The sequence below is a fragment of the Mesorhizobium sp. M0615 genome (genome assembly GCF_040320805.1).
Taxonomy (GTDB): domain Bacteria; phylum Pseudomonadota; class Alphaproteobacteria; order Rhizobiales; family Rhizobiaceae; genus Mesorhizobium.
Window position 1 is genome coordinate 71789 of the sequence record NZ_JAMYQI010000013.1, and the last position, 17590, is coordinate 89378.

At 63.8% G+C, this 17590-nt stretch carries 22 protein-coding genes and 1 pseudogene; 12 read left to right on the top strand and 11 right to left on the bottom strand.

The genetic code is table 11. From position 1 onward, the window contains the following. Positions 1-48: 48 nt before the first annotated feature. Positions 49-474 carry a GNAT family N-acetyltransferase gene (locus NKI46_RS23045; protein ID WP_023694557.1) on the bottom strand — a complete coding sequence of 142 codons (426 nt, stop codon included), beginning with the start codon at positions 472-474 and terminating at the stop codon, positions 49-51. Positions 475-636: 162 nt separating this feature from the next. On the opposite strand from NKI46_RS23045, the gene leuD reads away from it, so the two are divergent. The 5 genes and pseudogenes from leuD (at position 637) to leuB (ending at position 4499) form a co-directional block, all read left to right on the top strand. Continuing rightward, a complete protein-coding gene (gene leuD, locus NKI46_RS23050) occupies positions 637-1242 on the top strand; it encodes a 3-isopropylmalate dehydratase small subunit (protein ID WP_352460673.1) in 606 nt (201 codons plus the stop codon). A 64-nt stretch (positions 1243-1306) separates the two neighbouring features. Continuing rightward, positions 1307-2192: pseudogene (locus NKI46_RS23055) on the top strand (Ivy family c-type lysozyme inhibitor). Positions 2193-2498: 306 nt separating this feature from the next. Continuing rightward, complete coding sequence (locus NKI46_RS23060) at positions 2499-2882, top strand: RidA family protein (RefSeq protein ID WP_023699291.1); 384 nt, start codon at positions 2499-2501, stop codon at positions 2880-2882. Positions 2883-2895: 13 nt separating this feature from the next. Continuing rightward, positions 2896-3246, top strand: a complete 351-nt coding sequence (locus tag NKI46_RS23065) for a VOC family protein (protein ID WP_352460985.1) — start codon at positions 2896-2898, stop codon at positions 3244-3246. A 149-nt stretch (positions 3247-3395) separates the two neighbouring features. Next, a complete protein-coding gene (leuB, locus tag NKI46_RS23070; protein ID WP_352460986.1) occupies positions 3396-4499 on the top strand; it encodes a 3-isopropylmalate dehydrogenase in 1104 nt (367 codons plus the stop codon). A gap of 9 nt (positions 4500-4508) precedes the next feature. On the opposite strand, the gene NKI46_RS23075 is transcribed toward leuB, so the two are convergent. The 4 genes from NKI46_RS23075 to NKI46_RS23090 form a co-directional block, all read right to left on the bottom strand. Next, entirely contained in the window at positions 4509-4907 is a 399-nt protein-coding gene (locus NKI46_RS23075; protein WP_352460988.1) for a MarR family winged helix-turn-helix transcriptional regulator, read from the bottom strand. 49 nt (positions 4908-4956) lie between these two features. After that, a complete protein-coding gene (locus NKI46_RS23080; RefSeq protein WP_352460989.1) occupies positions 4957-5385 on the bottom strand; it encodes an SRPBCC family protein in 429 nt (142 codons plus the stop codon). A gap of 193 nt (positions 5386-5578) precedes the next feature. Further along, complete coding sequence (locus NKI46_RS23085) at positions 5579-6301, bottom strand: DUF805 domain-containing protein (RefSeq protein ID WP_023730273.1); 723 nt, start codon at positions 6299-6301, stop codon at positions 5579-5581. 323 nt (positions 6302-6624) lie between these two features. Beyond that, positions 6625-8466 carry a DEAD/DEAH box helicase gene (locus NKI46_RS23090; RefSeq protein WP_023826859.1) on the bottom strand — a complete coding sequence of 614 codons (1842 nt, stop codon included), beginning with the start codon at positions 8464-8466 and terminating at the stop codon, positions 6625-6627. Positions 8467-8656: 190 nt separating this feature from the next. On the opposite strand from NKI46_RS23090, the gene NKI46_RS23095 reads away from it, so the two are divergent. The 4 genes from NKI46_RS23095 (at position 8657) to NKI46_RS23110 (ending at position 10556) form a co-directional block, all read left to right on the top strand. After that, complete coding sequence (locus tag NKI46_RS23095; protein WP_023671697.1) at positions 8657-8782, top strand: hypothetical protein; 126 nt, start codon at positions 8657-8659, stop codon at positions 8780-8782. A gap of 107 nt (positions 8783-8889) precedes the next feature. Then, positions 8890-9924: an aspartate-semialdehyde dehydrogenase gene (locus NKI46_RS23100; protein WP_023671698.1), complete on the top strand. Its 1035-nt coding sequence runs from the start codon at positions 8890-8892 to the stop codon at positions 9922-9924. 180 nt (positions 9925-10104) lie between these two features. Next, positions 10105-10320 (top strand): GNAT family N-acetyltransferase, encoded by a 216-nt coding sequence (locus tag NKI46_RS23105; protein WP_023706770.1) that lies wholly within the window; start codon positions 10105-10107, stop codon positions 10318-10320. Positions 10321-10331: 11 nt separating this feature from the next. Next, positions 10332-10556, top strand: a complete 225-nt coding sequence (locus NKI46_RS23110; protein WP_352748060.1) for a GNAT family N-acetyltransferase — start codon at positions 10332-10334, stop codon at positions 10554-10556. A 3-nt stretch (positions 10557-10559) separates the two neighbouring features. On the opposite strand, the gene NKI46_RS23115 is transcribed toward NKI46_RS23110, so the two are convergent. Further along, a complete protein-coding gene (locus NKI46_RS23115; protein ID WP_023694551.1) occupies positions 10560-10961 on the bottom strand; it encodes an ACT domain-containing protein in 402 nt (133 codons plus the stop codon). 356 nt (positions 10962-11317) lie between these two features. On the opposite strand from NKI46_RS23115, the gene NKI46_RS23120 reads away from it, so the two are divergent. The 3 genes from NKI46_RS23120 (at position 11318) to NKI46_RS23130 (ending at position 12677) form a co-directional block, all read left to right on the top strand. Further along, entirely contained in the window at positions 11318-11728 is a 411-nt protein-coding gene (locus tag NKI46_RS23120) for a DoxX family protein (RefSeq protein WP_352748063.1), read from the top strand. Positions 11729-11742: 14 nt separating this feature from the next. Beyond that, positions 11743-12270: an SRPBCC family protein gene (locus NKI46_RS23125; RefSeq protein WP_352748065.1), complete on the top strand. Its 528-nt coding sequence runs from the start codon at positions 11743-11745 to the stop codon at positions 12268-12270. A 143-nt stretch (positions 12271-12413) separates the two neighbouring features. Beyond that, on the top strand, positions 12414-12677 hold the full coding sequence (locus NKI46_RS23130; protein ID WP_023683830.1) for a YMGG-like glycine zipper-containing protein: 264 nt from the start codon (positions 12414-12416) through the stop codon (positions 12675-12677). Between the two features lie 87 nt (positions 12678-12764). Here the strand turns inward: NKI46_RS23130 and NKI46_RS23135 are convergent, their stop codons facing one another. From NKI46_RS23135 to NKI46_RS23155, 5 genes are all read right to left on the bottom strand, one after another. Next, positions 12765-13520 carry an acyl-CoA thioester hydrolase/BAAT C-terminal domain-containing protein gene (locus NKI46_RS23135; RefSeq protein WP_352748067.1) on the bottom strand — a complete coding sequence of 252 codons (756 nt, stop codon included), beginning with the start codon at positions 13518-13520 and terminating at the stop codon, positions 12765-12767. Between the two features lie 179 nt (positions 13521-13699). After that, complete coding sequence (rpsP, locus tag NKI46_RS23140) at positions 13700-14101, bottom strand: 30S ribosomal protein S16 (RefSeq protein ID WP_023671705.1); 402 nt, start codon at positions 14099-14101, stop codon at positions 13700-13702. 104 nt (positions 14102-14205) lie between these two features. Further along, positions 14206-14532 carry a chorismate mutase gene (locus NKI46_RS23145; RefSeq protein ID WP_352748069.1) on the bottom strand — a complete coding sequence of 109 codons (327 nt, stop codon included), beginning with the start codon at positions 14530-14532 and terminating at the stop codon, positions 14206-14208. Between the two features lie 7 nt (positions 14533-14539). Further along, positions 14540-16126, bottom strand: a complete 1587-nt coding sequence (gene ffh / locus NKI46_RS23150; protein ID WP_352748072.1) for a signal recognition particle protein — start codon at positions 16124-16126, stop codon at positions 14540-14542. A gap of 383 nt (positions 16127-16509) precedes the next feature. Then, the gene (locus NKI46_RS23155) at positions 16510-17460 is read right to left on the bottom strand and encodes a CPBP family intramembrane glutamic endopeptidase (protein WP_352748074.1); all 951 of its coding nucleotides are present in this window, start codon (positions 17458-17460) and stop codon (positions 16510-16512) included. Positions 17461-17590: the final 130 nt, after the last annotated feature.

Sequence of the window (17590 nt, forward strand, 5' to 3'; positions counted from 1 at the left end):
GCCCGCCTTGACTGCCCAACCCGGTTGGCAATTGCGCCCGATGCGGCGTCAGCCCTCGCGGGAGAACCAGAACGCGTCGGCCATGCGCTTCATGCCGATACGCTCGTAGAAGCCGACGGCGTCGGGCATCGAGATCAGGCTGATGGCGACCGAAGGCCCAAGCTGCCGGCGGGCCTCGTCCATCAGGCCCTTGCCGATGCCGACGCCTTGCGCCGATTGCGACACGGCGAGCTCTGAGACGTAGCACACCCAGGAAAAATCGGTGATGGCCCTGATAACGCCGATCAGCGGCCTGCCTTCGATGTCGAGCCGCGCCGTGAGCACCAGGTTCGCGCCTGAAAGCATCGCTTGCAGCCGGGCGTCGTCATCGACGGGGCGTGTTTCGCCGAGCGTGGATTCGACCAGCACGCGGCGGAATTCAGCGACGTCGAGCTCAGGCTCACTGGCATAGATAATATTCGATTGTGTGGTCATGGGCGCAAGGTGCACCAGCGGCGGCCGGTTTTAAAGACGTTTGCCGCCGATCTTTCGATCGGGCCGCGCACCAACAGTTGCCTTTTATTTGCCGGCGGCTTTGTGTAAACCGGGCGCAGCAAACCCTGACGCAACGAATTCGATCAAGAACGGGCAAAAGCCATGGAAAAATTCACCAAGCTCACCGGCGTCGCCGCACCGATGCCGATCGTCAATGTCGACACCGACATGATCATCCCCAAGGATTATCTCAAGACGATCAAGCGCACCGGGCTCGGCAGCGGCCTGTTCGCCGAAATGCGCTACAAGGACGATCGCTCGGAAAACCCCGACTTCGTGCTCAACAAGCCAGCCTACCGCAAGGCGCAGATCCTGGTCGCCGGCGACAATTTCGGCTGCGGTTCGAGCCGCGAACACGCGCCGTGGGCGCTGCTCGATTTCGGCATTCGCTGCGTCATCTCGACGTCGTTCGCCGACATTTTCTACAACAACTGCTTCAAGAACGGAATCCTGCCGATCACCGTCAGCCCCGAAGACCTGGAGAAGCTGATGGACGACGCCTCGCGCGGCTCCAATGCGACGGTGTCGGTCGACCTCGAGGCCAAGGAAATCCGCGGCCCCGACGGCGGCGTGGTCACCTTCGACCTCGACGACTTCAAGCGCCACTGCCTGCTGAACGGTCTCGACGATATCGGCCTGACCATGGAGAAGGCCGGCGCCATCGCCTCGTTCGAGAAGAAGAACGCTGCCGAGCGTCCTTGGGCCTGAGTGGTACGAGATGGCCCGGCCGCCACAAAGCCGGGTTCGTGGCGGCTGAACGGAGGGGACAGTCATGACACGTTTTCTTCTTGCCGGCGCCTGCGCGCTGGCGTGGATGCTGATGCCGGTGGCCGGCGCGCAAGCACAGACCGACACGGTCCTCGTGCCGGCAGAAGATCCGTCCGCCGCCGATCTGGGCGCGTCGAACAATGCGGCCCTGGCGGACGATGACAGCCAGGGCCGGTCCCGTTCGAGGGCGGGCAGCTGACCATCACCCAGCCGGAGCAGGATGGCGAGAAGGTGCTGGCCTATGACGGCAAGCAGCTGGCCAGCAATTATGACGTGTTCTTCGACAGAACAGTCAAGGTCGGCGGCGTCGACGTGGCGCTGGTCGATGTCGGCGACGGCGCGCAACCAGTGCGGCCCGGCCAAGGTCATCGTCTGGAAGCCGGAAGGCGGCGAGATACAAAGCCTCAAGGTCGAACAGGACGAATGCGGGGCGCCGCCGGCGGCGGTGGCCGACAACGCCATCTATTTCGTGCCGTATCTGTTGCCGGGCGATACGAAGCAAGCGCTGCAATGGTCGCCCAGCGACGGGCTGACGATCTCGGGCGACCTGACCTACGCGCCGGAGCCGGGTACGGACTGGAAGGACGTCGATCCGGCCAAATACCAGAACATCATCGACGCCTTCCACAATGAGGCCGTCTACAACGCGGCGCAGACGCTGCTCGGCGACACCATGCCCGACATGGCAACCAGCCTGCTGGTCGGCGGCGGCACCGAAAAGATGGCGTCGGGCGCCTTCTACGCCACCGGCTGCGTGCCGCACGCATGCGGCAGCAATGACGGTTTCATGGCGGTCGACCCGGCCAAGCACACGCTCTACTTCGCCCGCCGCGGCAACAATGGCGGATGTGAAGGAAGCAATGGACAAGGCGCAGGAGTCGGGGAACTAGGGTTTGCGGCAGCGCGGCGAACACTCGGTGTTCATGCTTGTTCCGTCGCGATCCGTCACACCCCCTCTGCCCTGCCGGGCATCTCCCGCTCAAGGGGGGAGATCAGACGTCACTCTGGCTTTCGCCAATCGCAAATGTGGAAAGCGAGAAAGGCGTCCGAACTGCTAATCTCCCCCCTTGAGGGGGAGATGGCCGGCAGGCCAGAGGGGGGTGCTGTCCCGCCGACGACCAAGATTTGCACCTGACTTGGCCCATGGCCCGGCCGGCCCTTTTCCTGCAAAGTGTCCGAAACCACAGCGAGGCTCCATGCGCACGCTCATCTCCACCGGTTCGCCCTTCGAAAAAACCGCCGGCTATTCGCGCGCGGTGGTGCAGGGCGACTGGTGCTTCGTCTCGGGAACTACCGGCTATGACTATGCGACGATGGCCATGCCGGAAACGGTGGAGGCGCAGACGCGCAATTGCCTGGCGACCATCGCCGAGGCGCTGAGGGATGGCGGCTTCGACATGGCCGATGTGGTGCGGGCGCATTACTACATCACCGACCAGGCCATCGCGGACGTCGTCTTCCCCATCCTCGGCGAGGCTTTCGGCGAGATCAGGCCGGCGGCGACGATGATCGTGTGCCAGCTCAACAAGCCGGAAATGAAGATCGAGATCGAAGTCACGGCGCTGCGGCGCACGGCTTGAGGAGGCCAAAGCCATGACGGTCCGGCGCATCGTAGCCAATATCGGGACGCAGGACGCGGCGGCGGCGAAACGCTTCTATCAGGACGTGCTTGGCCTCGATGTGCTGATGGATCAGGGCTGGATCGTCACCTACGGGTCCGACGAACGGATGCAGGTGCAGATCAGCTTCATGGCCCAGGGCGGCTCCGGCACGCCGGTGCCGGACCTCTCCATCGAGGTCGACGATGTCGATGCGGCGCTGCAAGGCATGAAGGCCGCCGGCTTTGCCGTCGAATACGGTCCGGCCGACGAGCCGTGGGGCGTACGGCGGTTTCATCTGCGCGATCCGTTCGGCCGGTTGGTGAATATTTTGTCGCATAAGTGATTTGTTCCTCTCCCCCTCCTCTGTCGAGGGCGAGGAACCCAGGTTCTGAGAGGCGGGCGCCGTCGTAGCGTTCTTCATCCCCTTGCGCCGCAAGCTCTTGGCGTTTAGCAAGGCCGCGGTTTCTCCAAACAGTGTTGGGACGGTTCTCCATGGCTTCGAAAAATCTTCTCCTGCTCGCCGGCGACGGCATCGGCCCCGAGGCGATGGCCGAGGTGAAGAAGCTGATCGCAGCCATGAACGTCAAGCTCGGCAGTGATTTCGTCACCGATGAGGGTCTGGTCGGCGGCTGCGCCTACGATGCGCATGGCGCGGCGATTTCGGATGCCGACATGGCAAAGGCGATGGCTGCGGACGCCGTGCTGTTCGGCGCCGTCGGCGGGCCGAAATGGGACAAGGTGCCTTACGAGGTGCGTCCCGAGGCCGGGTTGCTACGGCTGCGCAAGGATATGGAGCTGTTCGCCAATCTCCGGCCCGCCATCTGCTATCCGGCGCTGGCCGCGTCGTCCTCGCTGAAGCAGGAAGTCGTCGAGGGCCTCGACATATTGATCGTGCGCGAGCTTACCGGCGGCGTCTATTTCGGCGAGCCGAAGCAGATCATCGATCTCGGCAACGGCCAGAAGCGCGGCATCGACACGCAGGTCTACGACACGTTCGAGATCGAGCGCATTTCCGGCGTCGCCTTCGAGCTGGCGCGCACGCGCAAGAACCACGTGACATCGATGGAAAAGCGCAACGTCATGAAATCCGGGGTGCTGTGGAACGAGGTTGTCACCCAGACCCAGAAGACTCGCTATGCCGACGTCAAGCTCGACCACATGCTGGCCGATGCCGGCGGCATGCAGCTGGTGCGCTGGCCAAAGCAGTTCGACGTCATCGTCACCGACAATCTGTTCGGCGACATGCTGTCCGACATCGCCGCCATGCTGACCGGATCGATCGGCATGCTGCCGTCGGCCTCGCTCGGCGCGCCCGATGTGAAGACCAAGAAGCGCAAGGCGCTGTACGAGCCGGTGCATGGCTCGGCGCCCGACATTGCGGGACAGGGCATCGCCAACCCGATCGCCATGATCGCGTCGTTTGCCATGTGCATGCGATATTCGTTCGGGATGGTCGATGAGGCCGACAAGCTCGAAGGCGCCATAGCCGCCGTGCTCGACGACGGGCTCCGGACGAAGGATATTTTGTCCGACGGCATGACCGAAGTCGGCACTGTCGAGATGGGTGACGCCATCATCGCCAAATTCCTGGCTTAGCGGCCAAACTCAGCGGATCTCGCCGGCTAGCCGTCTCAGCAGGCCGACGAGTTGCGCCTCGTCCACGGTTGAAAAAAAAGCAGCGTCGGCGGCTTCGACGGCGACGATAGCGCGCTGGACTGCGGCCGTCCCCGTCGTGGAGACGCGGATCACCTTGGCGCGGGAATCCCGCGGGTTGGTGTCCCGCACAATCAGTCCCTTTGCCTCGAGCCGGGCGACGACGTCCGATGTCATCTTCACCTCGGTGCCGGCCTGGGCGGCGAGCTGCACCTGGTTGGGCGGCTCGCCATAGCGGCCGAGCCACATCGCCGAAGCCAGCAGCACGAACTGGACATGGGTAAGGTCAAGCGGGGCCAGCGCCGCCGTCATGACGCGCTGCCAGCGCATGGTGGTTCGCCAGAGCAGCAAGCCGGGGCTCTCGGATGGTCCGCTGAAGCGCGTGTTCAGATCCCCCCGATCAGCCACCGTTCGCCAACACCCTTGCCTGCTCGAACAGTTTGGCCATCGAAGTGTCGAAATCGCCGCTGATCTGCGGCCCGAGCTCTGGTCCGACCTCGGCGACCGATGGGCCGGAAATTTCGAGGCGATGAGTCACTTGAGTGCCACCCTCGACCGGCGTCAGCGTATGCCTGAACAGCAGTTTCGTGTCGCCGAACGAGGTCTCGTCGGCATAGGTTACAGCGTCGACGAGGTCGACGATCGTCGATTCGAAGGTGTCCTGCCCGACGGGCGTTACAGAGACGCGGGTGCCCTTGGCGAACGGGCCGTGCAGCACGAAGGTATCGGACCCTTCGTAGGTGAGGCGGCCTTCGTGCAGCGCCTTGAGCGCGTTCCAGATGGCCTGCGCCGAAAGGGGGGAAATTGCGGTGTACTCGTTGGTCCACATTTGTCTTGGCCCCATCATCCGTTTTCGATCGTCGATTTGATGATTGCACAGATTATCTGTGCACAGACTAAATGGCAAGAGAAATATTTCGTTCGTTCGGTCAAAACAGCAGCTGCCTTCCCGGCTGCGACCTAAGCCATTGTTATAGCACGGCTGTCCGCAAACAGCCGGCTGCTCATTTCTTGGTGCGGGTCTAGGCTCCGCCTCCTCTAGGCACCGGCCCCCACTGGTTTTCGTGGGCCTGGGTCGGGATCAATCCGAGTATCAGCGCGAGGATCAGCGTAGCCGGAGCGAACATGAAGGTGATTGCGAAGTAAGGTATTGCCAGCCAGCCGGTCAGGCCGATGTCGTGCAAGCGGCGCACGACGAGCCCGACCCAGGGCAGGAACGTCGCCAGCCAAAACAGCCCCCAGACGCCGATCATCACAATCGGCCAGTTGCCGGCATCGAAATTGCCGACGGCCTGGTCGGCGAGGGCGCCGGCAATTCCGACCAGGATGAAGCTGACGGTCCAGAACAGGCAGTAGCCCCAAAATTCCTTGCGGCGGGCGCGTTCGGCGAAGTTGATGTAGTTGCGCGTCACGCCTCGCCAGAAATAACCCGGCAGTCCGCTATCGCGAACCGCGCCGTCTTCCGCCAGGCGGCCGAAATGCTGTGGCGCGGCTGAAGCGGCAGCCGCCTTGGGCGGCGCGGCGCTTGCCGCTGGCGCAGCGGTGGCGGGACTGGCGGGCTGGGCGCGGATTGAAAAAACGTCGCGCGCCTGACCGCTTGCCGGCAGAAACTCGACCACTGCGCCGTTCGCGATCACGGTATCACGGCGCAGATCCTCGCGCGCGAAGGTGTAGCGGTTGCCGTCCGCCCCGGTGATGAAGCCGAAACCCTGGGCCTCGTCATAGTGAAGAACTTCGCCGCGCATTTAGCCTCGCCCCCGTGCAGGCACAGACTGTTCAAAGTTGCGGCGGACTGCAAGGGGGTGGACGAAATGGAGGGCAAACGGTTCAGGCATGAGTTGCTTTATTTTCCGGTGCGTTGGCGCTGCCCCTCACCTGCCTGCCGGCATCCTCTCCCGTATAGTGACGGGGAGAGGGGTCGCTGTTATCGACGATTCCGCCAATCACCAACGCTGCAAGAAGAGCGCCAAGGCTGCGGTCCGCCCTTTCTCCCGTCACTATACGGGGAGAAATGCCCGGCAGGGCAATGAGGGGCAGCGCCTGCATTTGTAATTGGCCGATAAGAGCCTCAAACCGGCCGCTTCTTCGGCTTCTTGTTCTTCGGCGGTCCCGCCTTGTCGAATTTCGGTTTCCCGGCCCAAGGCTTTGCATCGCCGGCGGGCCGTTCCCGCTTCTCGAATTTCGGCTTGTGTGCGCTTTGCGGCGCCTCGAACGGGCGCTTGCCGCGATGCGGCTTCTTGTCGGGCTTCGGCGCCTGGTAGCCGGCGCGCGACAGGTCGGGCGTGCCGTCCAGCCGCTTCACCACGATGTTGCCCTGCAGCTTCTTGTCGGGGCCGATGGCAGCGAGGAAGCGATCGGCCCAGTCGGCCGCGATCTGCACGTAGGTCTCATCCTGCTGCATCTTGATGGAGCCGATCTCGCGCTTGGAGATGTTGCCGGTGCGGCACAGCATCGGGATCAGCCAGCGCGGCTCGGCATTCTGCTTGCGCCCGATCGACAGCGAGAACCAGACACTGTCGCCGAAGTCGTCGCGCCGGCTTGGCGCTTCATCGCGGCGCTCGAATTTTTCGCCCGCCGGTTTGTCACGCGAAGGCGTGAACGGTGCGACATCCGTAAGCTCCTCGGGCGCCGAGCGGCTGGCGCGGCATTGGCGCACGAAGGCGGCCGCAATCTGTTCGGCGCCATGCCTGGCCAGAAGCGTGTCGACGAAACCGCGCTCGTCCTCGGCTACCGGCTCGTCGAAGGCTGGATCGGCAAGGATGCGCTCGTCGTCGCGCTTGATCACGTCGTCGGCCGAGGGCGGGCTCGCCCATGTCGCCTTGAGGCCGGCATTCTGCAGCAGGCGTTCGGTGCGCTTGCGGGCGCCGTTGGGCACGATCAGCGCGCTGACGCCCTTGCGGCCGGCGCGGCCGGTGCGGCCGCTGCGATGCAGCAGCGTTTCGGGATTGGTCGGCAGATCGGCGTGGATGACCAGTTCAAGATTGGGCAGGTCGATGCCGCGCGCCGCGACATCCGTGGCGATGCAGACCTTGGCGCGGCCGTCCCGCATCGCCTGCAGCGCGTGGGTGCGTTCGTTCTGGCTGAGCTCGCCCGACAGTGCGACGACGGAAAAATTGCGGTTGTTGAAGCGCGCCGTCAGGTGATTGACGGCGGCGCGGGTGTTGCAGAACACCAGCGCGTTCTTCGCTTCGTAAAACCGCAGCACATTGATGATGGCGTTCTCGCGGTCGGGATAGGCGACATTCAGCGCCCGGTACTCGATATCGAGATGCTGCTTTTCCTCGCCGCCGGCCGAGATGCGTACGGCGTCGCGCTGATAGCCTTGCGCCAGCGTGGCGATCGAGCGCGGCACGGTGGCCGAAAACATCAGCGTGCGGCGCTGAGCCGGTGCGGCATCGAGGATGAATTCGAGGTCCTCGCGAAAGCCGAGGTCGAGCATCTCGTCGGCCTCGTCCAGCACCACGGCTTTCAGCGCCGACATGTCGAGAGAGTTGCGGGTGATGTGGTCGCGCAGGCGGCCGGGCGTGCCGACGACGATGTGGGCGCCGCGCTCCAGCACGCGCCGTTCGGAACGCATGTCCATGCCGCCGACACAGGACGCGACGGTGGCGCCGGTCGGCGCGTAGAGCCATTGCAGTTCGCGCATCACCTGCAGAGCGAGCTCGCGCGTCGGCGCCACGGCCAGCGCCAGCGGTGCGCCAGCCTGGTCAAAACGTTCGGCGCTGCCCAGAAGGGTCGGCGCCAAAGCGAGGCCGAAGGCGACGGTCTTGCCTGAGCCGGTCTGCGCCGACACCAGAGCGTCGGACTCGCCGAGCTCCAGCACGGCCTTCTGCACTGGCGTCAGCTCGGTATAGCCGCGTTTTTCCAGCGCTTCTGCCAGCGCAGGAACAATAGCTTCGAAATTGGACATCTCACTCTTTCGGAATTCAGGGTCTGGGCTCATCATGGAGCACATGCCGGGGCTGACGCACGCCAGCCAAACACTATTTGGGCGTTCGTACTTCTTGCGGCCGCTATTGTACAGGGCAGGCGTGTGCCTGGCCGCAATTGACTCCTGACGCAAACCGCGTAAAAGCCGGCATCGAACGGGATCATTTTCGATGCGCGGCCTTCTGATGGCTCTTCTTGCCTTCGACTTCCCCGGCCACAATCATGGGGCCGGGCGCGTCGGCGCGTCTTACCGCTCCAGCAAAACCATGGCCAAAAAAACCACCACCACGGTGTGATTCCCTTGGCCTAACCACCCTCTCCCGGGTCCGGCCCGGGGGACGGAACCCGCATTGGCCGGCGGGTTTTCTCCAAAAACCAAGCGGAGAGGGACAGGAGATTTCTGATGAGTTTCAAGGTTGCGGTAGTCGGCGCCACGGGCAATGTGGGTCGCGAAATGCTCAACATACTGGAAGAGCGCGGCTTTCCGGTAAGCGAAGTCGTGGCGCTGGCCTCGCGGCGAAGCCAGGGCACCGAAGTGTCGTTCGGCGACCGTTCGCTGAAGGTCAAGACGCTCGACCAGTATGATTTTTCCGACACCGACATCTGCATCATGTCGGCCGGGGGCAACGTCTCGAAGGAGTGGTCGCCGAAGATCGGCAAGCAGGGCTGCGTCGTCATCGACAACTCCTCGGCCTTCCGCTACGACCAGGACGTGCCGCTGATCGTGCCGGAAGTGAACCCGGATGCGATCTCGCTGTTCACCCGCAAGAACATCATCGCCAATCCGAACTGCTCGACGGCGCAGCTGGTCGTGGCGCTGAAGCCGCTGCACGATGTCGCCACCATCAAGCGCGTCGTCGTCGCCACCTATCAATCGGTATCCGGCGCCGGCAAGGAAGGCATGGACGAACTCTTTACACAGACCCGCGCGGTGTTCGTCGCCGATGGCGTCGAGGTCAAGAAGTTCACCAAGCGCATCGCCTTCAACGTCATTCCGCATATCGACGTCTTCCTCGACGACGGCTCGACCAAGGAAGAGTGGAAGATGGTCGCCGAGACCAAGAAGATGCTCGACCCCAAGATCAAGCTGACGGCGACCTGTGTGCGCGTGCCGGTGTTCATCGGCCATTCCGAAGCCGTCAACATCGAGTTCGAAAAGCCGATCACCGCCGACGAGGCGCGCGACATCCTGCGCGAAGCGCCGGGCTGCCAGGTCTTGGACAAGCGCGAGGATGGCGGCTACATCACGCCGCTGGAATCGGCCGGCGAGGACGCCACCTTCATCTCGCGCATCCGCGAGGATTCGACCATCGACAACGGCCTGTCGATGTGGATTGTCTCCGACAATCTGCGCAAGGGCGCGGCGCTGAACGCGGTGCAGATCGCCGAGCTGCTGGTCGAGCGCGGCCTGATCCAGCCGAAGAAGAAGGCGGCATAGTTTATTCGCTCACGGGCCGTATCGCCGCTGCCGCGGCGGGCCCTCCGCGGGGGCGCCGGAAAGCCGGCGGCCCGCAGTCGCGGGCTCGGCCTTCGGCCGAAGCCTTCCTTCTCCCCGTTCACGGGGAGAAGGTCCCGGCAGGGGGATGAGGGCAGCGCTGACCTCTGTTGAGAAACGCCTTTGAACGATCCCACCAAAATCGTGCTGCGCCCCGCCACGGCTTTGGATGCCGCGACCATCGCCATTGTCATGCGGGCCGCACTTGGCTCGTTCTCCTGGATGCCGGTCATCCACACGCCGGATGAGGATCTTGCCTTCATCCGCGAGATCGTGCTGTCCCGGCAGCAGGTGACGGTCGCCGAGGCCGGCACGGCATTGTCGGCTTCATTGCCCTGAGCGGCGATTGGGTGGAACAGCTCTATCTCGACCCCGCCTGGATGGGGCAAGGCATCGGCAGCCGGCTGCTGGTGCAAGCGACCGCCGCGCTACGGATCGTTAAACTGCATTGCTTCCAGGCCAACACCGGCGCGCGTCGCTTCTACGAGCGCCATGGCTTTCGCCCCGAGGCGTTCGGCGCGGGCACCACCAACGAAGAAGGCCTGCCGGATATTCTCTACGTGCATCGAGCTTGATATTCAGCCGGCGTTATCCTTGGCCAGTTGGCGCAATAACTCCATCGCTTCCTCGGCCCGCTCAGCGGGCACGAACAGATGGTCATGATAGAAAGCAGAGACCGGATTGACGCCCATGCCGGCGGCGGCCAGCCGGGCGGTGATGGCGGCGAGGAAACCGACGGCTTCCAGCGAGGAGTGGACGTTCAGGGTGATCATGCGGCAGCGGAAGGCGGACTGCAGCCCGGCGGCCTGGTCTTCGGGCAAGATCAGCGTCGTGCCCTCCTTCTCGCGAAACAGCATCACCGGATTGAGCGTCTCGGGAACCGGTGCACCGGGGACCAGGGTGGCGAAGACATGGACGCCGGGAAGCAGTTCCGGCGTCATCGCCGCCAGCAGCTTTTTCAGATCAGTCTCGCCGGCCATTCGCTCGTCTCTCGCCCAGCCCTATCAATAGCCGTGACTGGTGGATGTCGATAGTCCGTCAAGGTCGAGGGACAGCACCCCCTCTGCCCTGCCGGGCATCTCCCCCGCAACGAGGGAGATCGGCGGTTTCGATGCTCCGCTCATTCATGGAACATTGCCGAAGCGGTCGAGCGTGTAATCTCCCCCCTTGCGGGGGAGATGGCCGGCGGGCCAGAGGGGGGTGTGAAGGATCGCCACGCAGCGGCTTTTGCTTGCTGCTACCCAAAAAGAATCCGCACCCTGTAGGATCGCCGCCCCATCGCTCGTCCTTGGTCCGAAGCCAGCAAACGGCTCGAACCGCTTAGGAGGGAACACCCGTGAGTATTTCTCAAACCATGCCCGTCTCATCGGGCGCCCTGTGGACCGGCCGCGTGCTCAGCGGCCTCATCATCCTGTTCATGATCTTCGACGGCGTCATCAAGCTGCCGCCGCTCGATGTCGTCACCCAGACCATGGTGCCGCTCGGCTGGCCGGCCGATGTCAATGTCGCGCGCACGCTCGGCATTATCGGGCTGATCTCGACCGCGCTCTATGCGCTGCCCCGCACCTCGGTGCTCGGCGCCATCCTGCTCACCGGCTATCTCGGCGGCGCCATCGCCACAAACATGCGCGTCGGCAGCCCGTTGTTTTCGCACACGCTGTTTAGCGTCTATCTCGGCATCATCCTGTGGGGCGGTCTCTATCTGCGCAACCCAAGCGTGCGCGCCCTGATCGCGTTCAGCCGTTAAGCGAGGAGAAAAACATGCTCAGCACCATTCTCATCATGCTGGTCGTCATCATCGCCGCCGTGCTCATCTATGCGGCGACGAGGTCGAATGATTTCGTCACCGCCCGCACCGCCAGCATCAAGGCCGCGCCGGAAGCGATCTTTCCGCTGATCAACAATTTCAAGCACTGGCCGGAGTGGTCACCCTACGAAAAGCTCGACCCCGAGATGAAGCGCACGCTGTCGGGCGCTGATGCCGGCAAGGGCGCCGCCTACGCCTGGGAAGGCAATGCCAAGGCCGGCAAGGGACGCATGGAGATCGTCAATTCCGTGCCATCCTCGCTGGTGTCGCTGAAGCTCGACTTCGAGAAGCCGTTCCGGGCCAACAACAGCGTCGACTTCACCCTGAAGCCCTCGGGCGACACCACCGCAGTCACCTGGGCAATGCGCGGCAGCCGGCCCTTCATTGCCAAGCTTTTGGGCCTCTTCATGAATTTCGATACGCTGATCGGCAAGGATTTCGAGGCTGGCCTCGCCAATCTGAAGAAGGCCACTGAAAGGTAAAACGTCCTGCATTTCAACAAGCTCGGTTACGAATGTGACAGGCGGGCGCACCGGGATCTCTCACGTCATCGGGATCAAATCAGCTGTCTGGGAGTTAGAGCCGTGGCGGCGAGGACGGCGATCCGCGTGAGAGAGGAACGACAATGAAAAAAGCGATGATCATTCTGGTACTGGCGACCGCACTGGGTGCGTGCTCGCAAACCGAAAAGGGTGCCGCGGTCGGCGGCCTCGGCGGCGCGGCGGTTGGCGCAGCTGTGGCAAATGATCCGGTTCAGGGCGCCGTCGTCGGCGGCGCCGTCGGCGCCGTAGCCGGCGCGCTGATCGGCCGTGCCAGCGAAAGCGGTCAATGTCGCTACCGCGGCCGCAACGGGCGCACCTATATCGCCAGCTGCCCCGACGGCTATTGAACACAGCCAGGTCCAACATCGGAAACCGGCGGCTATAGATCGCCGGTTTCGCTGTTGCCCAAGGCAGCTGGACCATGGCTGCCTGCGCTACAGCAATCCCCGGATATGCTCCCAAGCCAGGCGGCCCAGGCGCGTGTCGGCGTCGTCATTGCCGCCATGGGCATGCAGCCTCGAGCGCGGCGTGATTTCGCCCGGCAGCAGAATGCGGTGGCCGGCGTCGGGCACTGAGACGAGGCAGGTGGTCATTGCGGTGTCCTGGCGACGCCGAACGATCGACTGGGCAAAATCCAGCGATGGCCATAGCGCGTCGTCGCCGCCCGCAACCAGAACAATGTCGGCTGAAATAGCTTCGACGGGAATGGCAGCCTTGGCCGCTGCGTCCTTGAAGGTTTGCAAGGCACGCAGGAAGAGCCCCCGGTAGGACACCAGACCATCGACATACTCCGCGTTCCAAGCGGGATTGCTTGGGACAAACGGCAAAGGAATCCCCTCGAGCGTCCACGACGATCGTTCCGGCCAGCTGACGCCGTCGCGGCCCGGCCCGATATTGCCCCAGACCACCGATGTCGGGCTGATCGCAACCACGAGGCCGATGCGTGGATCGTGAGCCGCCGCAAGCAGGGAGGCCTCGGCGCCTTTCGAGGTCCCGACATAGACGATGCGCCGGCATCCCATCTGGACAAGATAGTCGGTCGCCGCGAAAAACGTTTCGAGCGGGATCTCGCAAATGCCGGGCACCTGACCTTCGCCGCCAAACCATTGCAGCGCGAGAGCGGATGCTCCTTCCTTGGCAAAGAGCCGGGCGCGGGTGACGTCGATGCGGCCGCTCGATCCGCTGAGCACGACGACGCCCTGTCGTGGCGCCGGCGCATCGCAACAGCGTCCCCGCTACGCCGCCGAAAAGGGCCTCTTCCGTGACGGTCCGCTCAGTCATCTTTCGTTCGAACGCATATGGCATCGCCGCACAATAGCAAAACGGCGGGCACAGGCCCGCCGTTTTGTCGATGCGATGACGCGGTTGCTTATTCGGCGGTGGCGGCTTCCGCTTCGGCCGGGGCTGCAGCAGCGGCGGCAACGGCGGCGGCGGCGTCTTCCTGGGCCTTCTTCAGTAGAGAGGCGCGTTCCTGTGCCTTCTTGCCGGGCTCGGCCTTCTTCGGGTTGGAGCGGGCTTCGCGCTTGAGGAGGCCGGCCTCATCGAGGAAGCGCAGCACGCGGTCGGTCGGCTGGGCGCCGTGCGACAGCCAATGCTTGACGCGGTCGGCGTCGACCTTGACGCGCTCGCCGTCCTTGGGCAGCAGCGGGTTCCACGAGCCGATCGACTCGATGAACCGGCCGTCGCGCGGCGAACGGGCGTCGGCAATGACGACGTGGTAGTAAGGGCGCTTCTTCGAGCCCGCACGGGCCAGTCTGATCTTCAAGGGCATTTCATTTCTCCTAAATTTCTGATTTCAGTGTTGGGTTAATGGCTTTGTCTGGTGCAGGTCGTTGTCCCAAAACCGCTGCGCACTTTTGGGCGACATGCACTTTGTTAGCCGGTTTTGCTTGCGCCGTTGGACGCGGCGATCTGCTCGTGATGGCGGATCACTTCGCGGACGACGAAGTTGAGGAATTTTTCCGCGAAATCGGGGTCGAGATGAGCGTCCTTCGCCAGCTGGCGAAGGCGGGTGATCTGCTCCTGCTCGCGCGCCGGGTCGGCGGGCGGCAGGCCATGCTCGGCCTTGAGCACGCCGACCGCCTTGGTGCAGCGGAAGCGCTCGGCCAGCATATGAATGAGGGCCGCGTCGATGTTGTCGATCGAGGCGCGATAGCCGGCCAGGATGGTGCGTGCGTCGGCCATGGCTTTTTCTTCGTTCATAGCGTCCTCACTTCTTCTTTCCGAGGCCGGGCAGACCACCGCCGCCAAGGCCGGGAAGCTTCATGCCGCCGGGCAGACCGGGCAGGCCACCGCCGCTCGGGGTGGGCGGGCCCTTCATGCCGCCAAGACCGGGCATCTGCTTCTGCAAGGCTTCGAGCTGCTTGGGATCCATCTTGGAGAGGTCGGGCATGCCGCCGCCCATCATGCCCCCGGGGCCGCCCGGCATCATGCCGCCGAGGCCCATCTTGGAGGCAAGGCCGCCCATCATGCCGCGCATCAGGCCGCCGCCTTTGCCCTTGCCGCCCATCGCCTTCATCATGTCGGCCATGCCGCGATGCATCTTCAAGAGCTTGTTGATCTCGGCCGCATCGGTGCCGGAGCCGGCGGCGATGCGCTTCTTGCGCGAATGTTTCAGCATGTCCGGATTGGCGCGCTCGGCCTTGGTCATCGACGAGATGATGGCGAGTTGGCGGCCGAACATCTTGTCGTCGAGGCCGGCGGCCGCCATCTGGTCCTTCATTTTGCCCATGCCGGGCATCATGCCCATGATGCCGCCCATGCCGCCCATTTTCGACATTTGCTGAAGCTGGCCGGCAAGGTCGTTCAGGTCGAACTTGCCCGACTGCATCTTTTTGGCCATCGCCGCCGCCTGCTCGGCGTCGATGTTTTCGGCGGCCTTTTCGACCAGCGAGACGATGTCGCCCATGCCGAGGATGCGGTCTGCAATACGCTTGGGGTGGAATTCCTCCAGCCCGTCCATCTTTTCGCCGGTGCCGATCAGCTTGATCGGCTTGCCGGTGACGGCGCGCATCGAAAGCGCGGCACCGCCACGGCCGTCGCCATCCATGCGGGTCAGCACCAGACCGGTGATGCCGACGCGCTCGTCGAAGCTTTTGGCGAGGTTGACGGCGTCCTGGCCGGTCAGCGAATCCGCGACCAGCAGGATTTCGTGCGGGCTCGACACCTTCTTGATGTCGGCCATCTCCACCATCAGCGGCTCGTCGATATGGGTGCGGCCGGCGGTGTCGAGGATGACCACGTCATGACCGCCGAGCTTGGCTGCCTGGACGGCGCGCCTGGCGATGTCGACCGGGTTCTGGCCCGCAATGACAGGCAGCGTCGCGACTTTGACCTGCTCGCCGAGCTGGCGCAGCTGCTCTTGCGCCGCGGGCCGCCGCGTGTCGAGCGAGGCCATCAGAACCTTCTTGTTCTGGCGCTCGGTCAGGCGCTTGGCGATCTTGGCCGAGCTCGTCGTCTTGCCGGAGCCCTGCAGGCCGACCATCATGATGACGACCGGCGCCGGCGCATTGAGGTCGATGGCGACGCCCTCGGCGCCGAGCATGTCGACCAACTCGTCATGGACGATCTTGACGACCATCTGCCCGGGCTTGATCGACTTTACGACAGCCGCGCCGACGGCCTTCTCGCGCACCTTGTCGGTGAAGGAACGCACCACTTCCAGCGCAACGTCGGCTTCGAGCAGCGCACGGCGCACCTCGCGCAACGCCGCCGAGACATCAGCCTCCGACAGCGCGCCGCGGCCGGTCAGGCCGTTCAGGATGGAGCCAAGGCGCTCCTGAAGTGATTCAAACATTGGTCAACCCGCCGCGCGAGAGCGCCTTGGATCCATGGTGATCCCTGTCGGGCCGATGGCCCTCCACGCCTCTTGTGCGCTCCTGCAGCGATTCAAACATTCCGTTTCCTTTTTCTCAGGCACCCCGATGGTGCCCGAGAGGTAGTGCGTTCGCGCCGCTCATCCAAGCAAAGCTCAAAACCAAAAAGCACCCGGGGGCGCTCAGCGCTGCCGGGTGTTGGCCTCCAGGATCTGTTTACAGCACCCACCTCAAAAGGTTTTGGCGTCCTGGTCGGCTTGCTCGGAGGGATACTCGTCGCGGATTTCGGGGCTGTAGACAGGAAATCGGCCGAAGAGTCAAGACAAGGGCGGCTTGCCGGTCTCTGGGTCGGTCCCTGTTTAGTTCACCCTGCATCCCGAGGGTCGGCCGTAACCTTCAGCGGCGAGCGCGGGTGCAGAAGCAGCAGCATCGTCAGCAAGGTGCAGACGATACCGATGCCGGCGATGATGACGGCATCCGTCGTCGTCCAGTCCGGACCTTCCAGCGGCTTGGCGTTGAACAGGGCGAAGGAATTGTAGTTCTCCTGATGCGAGATCAGCAGGAAGCCGGTGAGATTGTTGCCGAGATGGGCGCCGAAGGCGGCGCCGAGATTGCCGGTGACATAAACCACCAGCGTCAACAGCAAGGCGAACGCGGCGATCGAGGCCAGCACGCAGGCGTTGATGGCGGGGGTCGAGCTCGGGCTCCAATGCAAGGAGGTGAACAGCAAAGCGGGCAGTAGCGCCCACACGTAAGGGCTCTCGAAGCGCTTGGCCAGGCCGCGCAGCAGGTAGCCGCGAAACAGCATCTCCTCGGACGAGGTTTGCAGCAGGGTAAGCGCCACGATCGGGAGCAGGAACAGCAACCAGGTCGACAGGTTGATCGTGCCGCGGGCGATTTCGGGCTGTAGCCAGTAGAGCAGGATTTCGGAAAGCGCCGATGTGATCAGCACCGCGACCAGGCCCTTGAGGAAGCCCGACAAGGACACGCGGCGGCTGGCACCGAAAAGCGCCGAGAGCGGCTCGCCATGGACGAAACGCATGGCAAGCCAGAGGCCGAGCCAGATGCCGGCAAACGAGGTGAGTGCGGTGAGTATGCCGATGGGCGAGGCCAGAAAGCCCTGAAGCGGCCCGCGCGGATCGCCCGGCAATACATGCCAGAGGATGGCGACATAGGTGCCGCCAAGCACCACAACCAGGGTGATCGCCACCCAGAACAGGACGACGACCGCCGTTCCGATTATCAGCCGCGGCAGGTTCGTCTTTTCGGTGGCCGTGTTGCGATAGCGCTCGAAGGCGGTTGGATCTGATATCACGCGAGTTCCTCTGCCGAACGCATCGGGTCGCATGATCTAGGGGATCGTCGGCTCTCGCGCAATTGCTGCTGTTCAGCGACCCTTTTGCCGCCCTCAGCCTCGGCAGGAGGGCGGCACGAGTTCACTTGTC